Raw genomic sequence first — 7,417 nt, 5'->3', positions numbered from 1 at the left:
TACATCTTTAGCGCTTATTGTAACTTCTAATGTGCCTCTTCCTCTAATTCTTGCTTTAGCTACATTATCTGTTTTGGTGCTTGCACTTTCGTATAAAATAATTAGTAATAATAAAAAAATAGAGGTTGAGAGAAATAAATTCGCTCAGAAAGAGCAAGAGTTAGAAAATAAAATAACTCTAGGAAAGGAAGCTGAAAAAGCTGCAAACAAAGAAGTGGAAAAATTAAAACATGAATTAACTCGAGAAAAGCAAAATTTAGACAAGAGAGCAAAAAGATTGGATCAGAAAGTAAATGAGTCAGAAGTTGAGAGAGAATCTCTTCTTGAAGAAAAAAAATCTTTAGAGAAAAAATTAGAAACAGCAAAGAATCGTACGTTTGAAATAGACAATGAATTGGACAAAACAAGAAAGGAAATAGGTAAGCTTAATGAGCAGGAAGAGAAATTAAAACTTGAAATCTCATGTTTAAAGAAACAGTTGGAAGAAAGAAGTAGATTTATTGCAAAGCTGAAGATGGAAGTGGATGATAATAAACATTTAGAGCTAGAGAATAAGGGGTTAAATGATAGAATAGAAACGTTACGTGAAGTACAAAAGGCACTACGTGAGAAAAAACATGAACTTAGTGAAAAAGTAGAGGCATTGAATAAGGAAAAAAATAAACTTTCTAAAGAAGTAGAGGAATTACGTGAAGAACAAGAAAGGCTGCATGCAAACTTAGATAAGCTACAATGTAAAATTAAAGAGGTCAACAAAGAAAAGAAAAATTTATCTAAAGAATTAAAAGAGAAATTTGAAGAGTTAGATGAAGCAAATGGTTTAATTAAAAATCAATCTTTTGAGTTAGATGGGATAAGAAAAGATTGTAATAATGAAGTAAAAAGTTTAAGAAATTCACTTTTAGAACGAGACAGTCAAATAGAAGATTTTTTGAAAGAGAAAGAAAAACAAGTGAATTTTGCTCAACTGTTGATAAGATGGGTAACAGACAATATAGAAGAACCAATAAGAAATAATGATGGAAAAGCAATATTAGATACGATTCAAATATTAAAGTCTGCGTTACAAGGAGAAATTGCACGGCTTTTGCCAGACGAAACGCCTTCTTCTTCGCTGGAAGATCTTGGATATGAATCATTATTTGTCAGTCGCTCATCCACCCCGACCAAGTTGCCAAATTCACTATTGACAGAATCTTATGAACGCAGTCAGTTCAATCAGAGTGAAAGTATTTGCAAAACACAACAATGAGTCTTATTATAAGATAAATCATGCAAGATAATGAACCCAATAATATGCGCACTGGATACACAAGACTTAAATAAGGCTATTTCTCTAGCTAATGCTCTGCGTGGTAAAGTTGGCATGGTAAAGCTGGGATTAGAATTTTTTGCTGCTCAAGGTCTTTCTGGAGTGCAAGAAGTTGCAAAATGCAATGTACCAATTTTTTTAGATCTGAAATTGCATGACATTCCAAACACTGTAGCTAAAACAGTTGAAGTAATAAAAGTTCTGAACGTTGAAATGTTAACTCTGCACATCAGCGGTGGGACAAAAATGCTTGAAGAAGCGCTAAGTGTAGTGCAAGGCACAAAAATAAAGCTGATTGGAGTGACAGTGCTAACTAGTATGAGCAATGAGGATTTAAACGAGCTTGGAGTAGCAAGAGAAGTAAAATCACAGGTAATTTTGCTTGCAAAGCTTGCAAAAAAGATTGGACTCTATGGAATAGTCTGTTCTGCATTGGAAGCTCAGGAAGTGCGCCGAGAATGCGGTGAAGACTTTAAAATTATTACTCCAGGAATTCGTATAGATCCAGGTCATGACGACCAAAAAAGAACAGCAACACCAAAAGAAGCAATAAATTCAGGAGCTGATTATATCGTCATTGGCAGACCCATTACAAAAACTACAAGTAGTGCGGAGCTAATATTGAAATCCATGAAAGAATTTTAATATAATAACTTAATTTATAAAAATACTAACATATTAATTAGGAATAAGCATGAGTAATATCAATAGAATAATACGCGAAGTAATCAAGGAATTCCGCTCAAAATTACCAGATAAGGAAATAGAGGAATATTCTGGCAAATTGAATAAGCTACATATCTACCAGTGCAATAAGCATATAATAGAAAATAAGAAGCTATATCATTATACAATAAATGGGAAAACCCATGCTATGGGTCAGCATGGGCATAATTTTGTCAAGAGTTTAGAAGTTATCTTGAGGAATAAGCCACAAATTTCCTTAGAAGAGGTAATTGATTTTATGGAAAAAATAATTAATTTTGGTATTGATAGTTGTTATGGAGCATTTGAGATGATATTTGAATCTCGCTCTGGTGTTACAATAGATGATGCAGTTAATTTTGTAAAAGATAGCTTATCTAGTAAATTTTATGGATTCCATGGCAGTGGGATTTTCAAAGTAATATTAGAACTTAATCCAGAGAGCTCTCTTGAAGAGATAGAGAAACAATTTAGCAAAGTAGTAGATCCTTACTTTCTTAATGCTTGGAGTCGAGAAAGTGAAAGGGCTTTTGCTAAGATATGTAGGTTATGTAGAGAAGGACATGTGGAGAATATGCAGAAATTTGATTTTAGCAATTTTAATTTAGATCAAGATAGTGCTGGAGCATTAAGAGCACTGTTACAGTATTGTGTTGACGTTTCTAATCAAAAAGCTTTAGGTGATTCACATGAATTGCATAGAGAAGAGATGGAGGGGATATATAAATTTGATGATAATTACGATTTAAATTTAGATAGTCATCATAATGATAGTATCTGGCATTGAAATTATACTACAATAATAAAATAACTGGATAAAAATTATCACCAAAAAAATTCAAAAAAGTGCTTGACATAAAAGAACGAACATTATATAGTGTCATTATCTTTTATTTTACCTCGCTTAATTTAATTACTGGATTAAGCTTACAGTACTAAGCGTGGCACAAAGTGCCACGCTATTTTTCGGTTTACATTTTCAACAGATAAAAAATGATGCCATTTCAGTGCCAAGCACATAACTGTACGGATATTCATTTTTAAAGGTAAATTGCACAACAGATGATGTCATTCCAGTGCTTGACACTGGAATCCAGAAATTTTGCTTATAACTGAGCTGATGAGCTAAAGGTAGTTGTCTTACGCTAAAACAAACGTTTTTAATTAAGTTGCATAGAAGCTGGATCCCAGTGTCAAGCACTGGAATGACATCGTTTACTATGTACCATATTGCAATATTCGTACAACTGTGGGAAACATCTATGGATGCCATTCCTATTACCTTATTTCCATTTTTATTTCATTTTCAAAGGAGGCTATTATGTCACTTACCGATATCGCTCACCGTATCAATGAACTCGCTTCATCATGGGAGCAATTTAAATTAATAAATGATCGCAAACTAAAAGAAATTGAAAGCAAAGGGCGTGCTGATTCTGCAACAATTGAGCAGCTATGCAAGGTAAATAATGCCATTGATAGTTGCAAAGAGCGTTTAGACTTGATCGAAACTGCAGCTCAACGCCCAGAAGTAAATACAGATTTTAGCACAAGCGATAAATATTTTTCTGATTATATCCGCAAGGGAATGGAAAGCGGTTTATCACACAAAACCCTCAGTGGAGATGACAGTGATATCGGGGGGTATCTAGTTACTCCGCATATTGTAAAACGCATAAACAAGCGTGTAACTGATTCGTCCCCAATGCGACAAATATGCTCCAGTCAAAGAATCTCTACTGAAACATTGGATTACATTATAGAAGATTTTGACCGCGCCGGTGCAGGTTGGAGCAGTGAAACAGTAGATGATGAGGACGGTGGCAATAAGTCTAAGTATGATTTTGCAAAAGATACGGACACGCCCAAAATCCAAAAGATTTCCGTCACAACTTACGAGTTATATGCTCAACCACAAATATCACAAAAGTTACTCGATGATGCGTTTGTCGATGTTGAGAGTTGGCTGGTGGAAAAGATTGCCGAGACTTTTAGTAAGGAAGAAAGCGAAGCCTTCATTAAGGGTGAGGGCACTTTTCAACCAAAAGGAATTTTAGCTTATGAAAATGGAAACAGTTATAATAAAATAGAGCAAGTTAAAACTGAAAAATTAGATAGTGATTCAATAATGATGTTGTATTACTCTCTGGACGAATATTATTCCAAAAATGCGTCATTTTTGATGAACAGGAGTACGTTGAAGGATATCAGGCTGCTAAAATCTCAAACAGGTCAGTATCTCTGGCAGCCAAGTCTGTCGCTTGAAGCTCCAGATACTTTAATGGGAATACCAGTATATCAATCTGCCGATATGCCACCAGCGCCAAACAATCAGCTACCAGTAATTGCGATGGCAGATTTCAAACAAGCTTATAAGATTGTAGATAACAGAGGAATGAGAATATTAAGAGACCCTTATACGAATAAACCTTATGTGAGGTTTTTTGTCACTAAGCGTGTCGGCGGAGAGGTTGTAAACACCAGTGCTATTAAATTGTTGAAAGTTGCGAGCAAGTACTAAAAACTTCCGCAGCATCATCTTTATAGCTGATCAAAGCAACACGTCATACCGCGATTCATTCCATAACTGTACGAACATTGTGATTTTGGCCCATCAGGAGGGTGTCATCCCAGTGCTTGACACATATAGCTAAACTGACTTAGATTTACCGACAGTTTGAAAAACAAAAATTCGTCATTCCGCTACTTGTTAGCGGAATCTATGCTGAGATATCGCGGCGGTATGACGTAGGAAAACCTTTCTTGGGTTAGCTATAGTTTGCTATATTATGTGATTTTATTTTTAGCATTGCTTCTTACATTATGTAATTTTGTTTTCCATAATGTATATTATGTAATTTTCGATGCTAAGATCTGTTATAGCTCTCAGTATGATATGAGTGATTCTCTTTTAATAATTATTTTTTAAATAGTTTGTTGGTTCATCAATTTCTTTAGGATTGATATCTACAATTATTTTTCCGTTTTTTAACAGAATAATCCGATCTGATATTTTTGTTAAAAAATCCAAATTGTGAGAAGCGATAATCATAGTAATACCCATATCTCTAACTGATTGTAGTAGTTCCACAACGTCGACTATTGTTGCTACATCTAAACCAGACGTTGGCTCATCGCATAATAGAATCCTTGGATTCATCATTAAGCTTCTGGCAAGCGCAACCCGCTGTTTTTGCCCACCGGATAGATTACTAGGGTAATCATTTTTTTTAGAGGCAATACCCAAAGACTCAAGTAGTGAATCACTTTGATCCTGAGTTTTGTTTTTAAGTTTGGGAGCATATGTAAGATTTTCCCAGACAGTCATATGTGAGAAAAGTTGAAAATCCTGAAATACAAAACCAGTACTATCATTGCATTCAATGCTACCAGAATCTAAAACTTCGAGTTTTTGTATACAACGTAACAATGTTGATTTACCACTACCAGAAGGACCAGCAAGACCAACTATAGATTGCTCTATAATCAGGTTAATATTATTAAGTACTGGAACATTATTAAATAATTTACAAACATTATGCATTTTTATCATATATACCTTTCTGTTCAATCTTTTTGCCTATATATTCAATTAGTAATACAAGAGCGTAATAATAAGCCCCAGCAAGACAAAGTGGTATGAAATAAGTAAATTGTTCTGCTGCAAGCATTTGCGCAGAGCGCATAATATCAACACCACCAATAGTAGAGATTAATGCCGTTTCTTTAAGGAGTGCAATGATCTCATTTATCATTGCAGGAAGAATATTTTTAATAACTTGTGGTAATATAATATCTCTCCACATATAGAAACTAGGTATTTGTAAAGTTTTAGCTGCTTCAAACTGGTTTTTTGATATAGTTTCAATACCAGCTCGTAAAATCTCAGCAATATAAGCACAGCTATTTAGACCAAATGCTATAATGCCAGCACTAAATATGTTTAATTTAATTCCTGCAATGGTTGGGGTCATAAAATAAACAACACTTAACTGTAATATAAGGGGAGTGCCACGTATTACAGATATAATTCCATTAATTAATGGAATACAGATCTTATTATATCTGAGTACTGACAATAATCCCCCTAGACTCACACCTAAAAGCAGTCCTCCAATCAATAATTTTAAAGTAAAGGCAAGGCCTGTTCCAACAAACAAGAAATTAGAAATTAATTCCTGCATCAGTTATCTCCTAGCCATTTTTCTGCTATTTTTTGTATTACACCTTTACTTTCTAAACTTTTTAATGCCTCGTTTATTTTATCCTTTAAAGCAGATCCTTTATTCACAGCAATAACATAACCACCATCTAACTTGGCAGTGGCTGACCATGATAGACCAGGATTTTTTTTGCTAAATACTTTACCTTGGAATTCATCAATTAGGACGCCATCAACATGACCAGACTTTAATGTTTCTACAGCTTGATTATTATTGTCTATAGCAATAATTTGAGCTGTTGTAGGAACATGCTCTTTTAGCCAAATTTCCATGACAGTTCCTAGTTGAACGGCTATCTTCTTGTGAGTTAAGTTGTTTATACCGGCTATGGGTTTATTTTTGTGATATAGAATACCAAATTCCCCTGTATAATAACTATTTGAAAAATCAAAATTTTTTTCACGCTCTTCTGTGCTACCAATAGTAGATATAGCAGCATCTACAGAATTACTTTGCAATGCTGCAAATATAGCACTAAACTGCATATCTTTAAATATCGCTTCTTTACCTAACTCTTTTGCTACTAATTGAGCAAGCTCAATGTCAAAGCCAGTAAATTTACCATTTTCATAATATTCAAAAGGTGGATAATCTGCAGAAATTGCAAATCTAATGATATTATCGTGTTTATTTTCCTTGCATCCTGTTAATAGAATACTTATCACTATAATAGCATTTAAAATATATTTTTTCATATTACTAATTTATATTCATATTTTATTCATCTTATGAATATAGACATTAAAAATTGAATAGTCAAGAAATAATGAATATAATTTCAAATATACTTATTACATATTCAATATGAGGAAAATGCATAATGCATGACAACACACTAGGTGAACATATTTTAAATATTATTCAAAATCACGAAATTTTAGAGCAGAGCGATTTACAGACCTTGCTTAAAGAAAGAGGGCACAACATTCCTCAGGCTACTTTATCAAGAAAATTAAAAAAACTTAAAATTGCCAAAGTTGCTGGTATGTATAAAGTAATTGACATCAACCAATATCGATTACCATTAATACTTAATATGCAAATTTCGGATTTTGGTTTAATAGTACTACACACTCAACCAGGACAAGCTAGCAGCCTAGCTTACTTTCTAGATCAGAAGTATGTTATTTATTCATTAAATAATAGCAAAAACATAGGAATTATAGGAACTATAGCA

At 33.6% G+C, this 7,417-nt stretch carries 9 protein-coding genes; 5 read left to right on the top strand and 4 right to left on the bottom strand.

Annotated elements, in window-relative coordinates; translation table 11 throughout:
- From OZD62_RS04310 to OZD62_RS04300, 3 genes are all read left to right on the top strand, one after another.
- Positions 1 to 1,252: coiled-coil domain-containing protein (locus OZD62_RS04310; protein ID WP_275019503.1), on the top strand; the 1,252-nt coding region annotated here is incomplete at its 5' end.
- A 30-nt stretch (positions 1,253 to 1,282) separates the two neighbouring features.
- Positions 1,283 to 1,957: an orotidine-5'-phosphate decarboxylase gene (gene pyrF, locus OZD62_RS04305; protein ID WP_010082622.1), complete on the top strand. Its 675-nt coding sequence runs from the start codon at positions 1,283 to 1,285 to the stop codon at positions 1,955 to 1,957.
- A 49-nt stretch (positions 1,958 to 2,006) separates the two neighbouring features.
- Positions 2,007 to 2,804, top strand: coding sequence for a hypothetical protein (locus tag OZD62_RS04300; protein ID WP_275019502.1), 798 nt, complete (start codon positions 2,007 to 2,009; stop codon positions 2,802 to 2,804).
- Between the two features lie 192 nt (positions 2,805 to 2,996).
- On the opposite strand, the gene OZD62_RS04295 is transcribed toward OZD62_RS04300, so the two are convergent.
- On the bottom strand, positions 2,997 to 3,290 hold the full coding sequence (locus tag OZD62_RS04295) for a hypothetical protein (RefSeq protein ID WP_010962608.1): 294 nt from the start codon (positions 3,288 to 3,290) through the stop codon (positions 2,997 to 2,999).
- A 48-nt stretch (positions 3,291 to 3,338) separates the two neighbouring features.
- Between OZD62_RS04295 and OZD62_RS04290 the strand changes: the two genes are divergently transcribed.
- Positions 3,339 to 4,538 carry a phage major capsid protein gene (locus tag OZD62_RS04290; protein ID WP_065094900.1) on the top strand — a complete coding sequence of 400 codons (1,200 nt, stop codon included), beginning with the start codon at positions 3,339 to 3,341 and terminating at the stop codon, positions 4,536 to 4,538.
- A 390-nt stretch (positions 4,539 to 4,928) separates the two neighbouring features.
- Here OZD62_RS04290 and OZD62_RS04285 read toward each other — a convergent pair whose 3' ends face one another.
- The 3 genes from OZD62_RS04285 to OZD62_RS04275 are packed head-to-tail and all read right to left on the bottom strand — an operon-like array spanning position 4,929 to position 6,935.
- Positions 4,929 to 5,570: an amino acid ABC transporter ATP-binding protein gene (locus tag OZD62_RS04285; protein ID WP_010962606.1), complete on the bottom strand. Its 642-nt coding sequence runs from the start codon at positions 5,568 to 5,570 to the stop codon at positions 4,929 to 4,931.
- Positions 5,554 to 6,201, bottom strand: coding sequence for an amino acid ABC transporter permease (locus OZD62_RS04280; RefSeq protein ID WP_022626279.1), 648 nt, complete (start codon positions 6,199 to 6,201; stop codon positions 5,554 to 5,556). The genes OZD62_RS04285 and OZD62_RS04280 overlap by 17 nt, the downstream gene beginning before the upstream one ends.
- Positions 6,201 to 6,935 (bottom strand): ABC transporter substrate-binding protein, encoded by a 735-nt coding sequence (locus OZD62_RS04275; protein WP_038198776.1) that lies wholly within the window; start codon positions 6,933 to 6,935, stop codon positions 6,201 to 6,203. Before OZD62_RS04275 ends, OZD62_RS04280 begins: the two co-directional genes overlap by 1 nt.
- A gap of 125 nt (positions 6,936 to 7,060) precedes the next feature.
- Between OZD62_RS04275 and OZD62_RS04270 the strand changes: the two genes are divergently transcribed.
- The coding region (locus tag OZD62_RS04270; protein WP_275019501.1) for an arginine repressor at positions 7,061 to 7,417 on the top strand (357 nt) is incomplete at its 3' end.

Source organism: Wolbachia endosymbiont of Drosophila seguyi, from assembly GCF_028981765.1.
GTDB lineage: Bacteria > Pseudomonadota > Alphaproteobacteria > Rickettsiales > Anaplasmataceae > Wolbachia > Wolbachia pipientis.
Note: the sequence above shows the minus strand (reverse complement) of the source record. Positions and strands in the feature narration are given on the sequence as shown.

Excerpts from the sequence above, each read along its gene's own strand:
- pyrF (WP_010082622.1), top strand. The coding sequence starts at position 1,283 with ATGAACCCAATAATATGCGCACTGGATACACAAGACTTAAATAAGGCT.
- OZD62_RS04300 (WP_275019502.1), top strand. The coding sequence starts at position 2,007 with ATGAGTAATATCAATAGAATAATACGCGAAGTAATCAAGGAATTCCGC.
- OZD62_RS04295 (WP_010962608.1), bottom strand. The coding sequence starts at position 3,290 with ATGGCATCCATAGATGTTTCCCACAGTTGTACGAATATTGCAATATGG.
- OZD62_RS04290 (WP_065094900.1), top strand. The coding sequence starts at position 3,339 with ATGTCACTTACCGATATCGCTCACCGTATCAATGAACTCGCTTCATCA.
- OZD62_RS04285 (WP_010962606.1), bottom strand. The coding sequence starts at position 5,570 with ATGATAAAAATGCATAATGTTTGTAAATTATTTAATAATGTTCCAGTA.
- OZD62_RS04280 (WP_022626279.1), bottom strand. The coding sequence starts at position 6,201 with ATGCAGGAATTAATTTCTAATTTCTTGTTTGTTGGAACAGGCCTTGCC.
- OZD62_RS04275 (WP_038198776.1), bottom strand. The coding sequence starts at position 6,935 with ATGAAAAAATATATTTTAAATGCTATTATAGTGATAAGTATTCTATTA.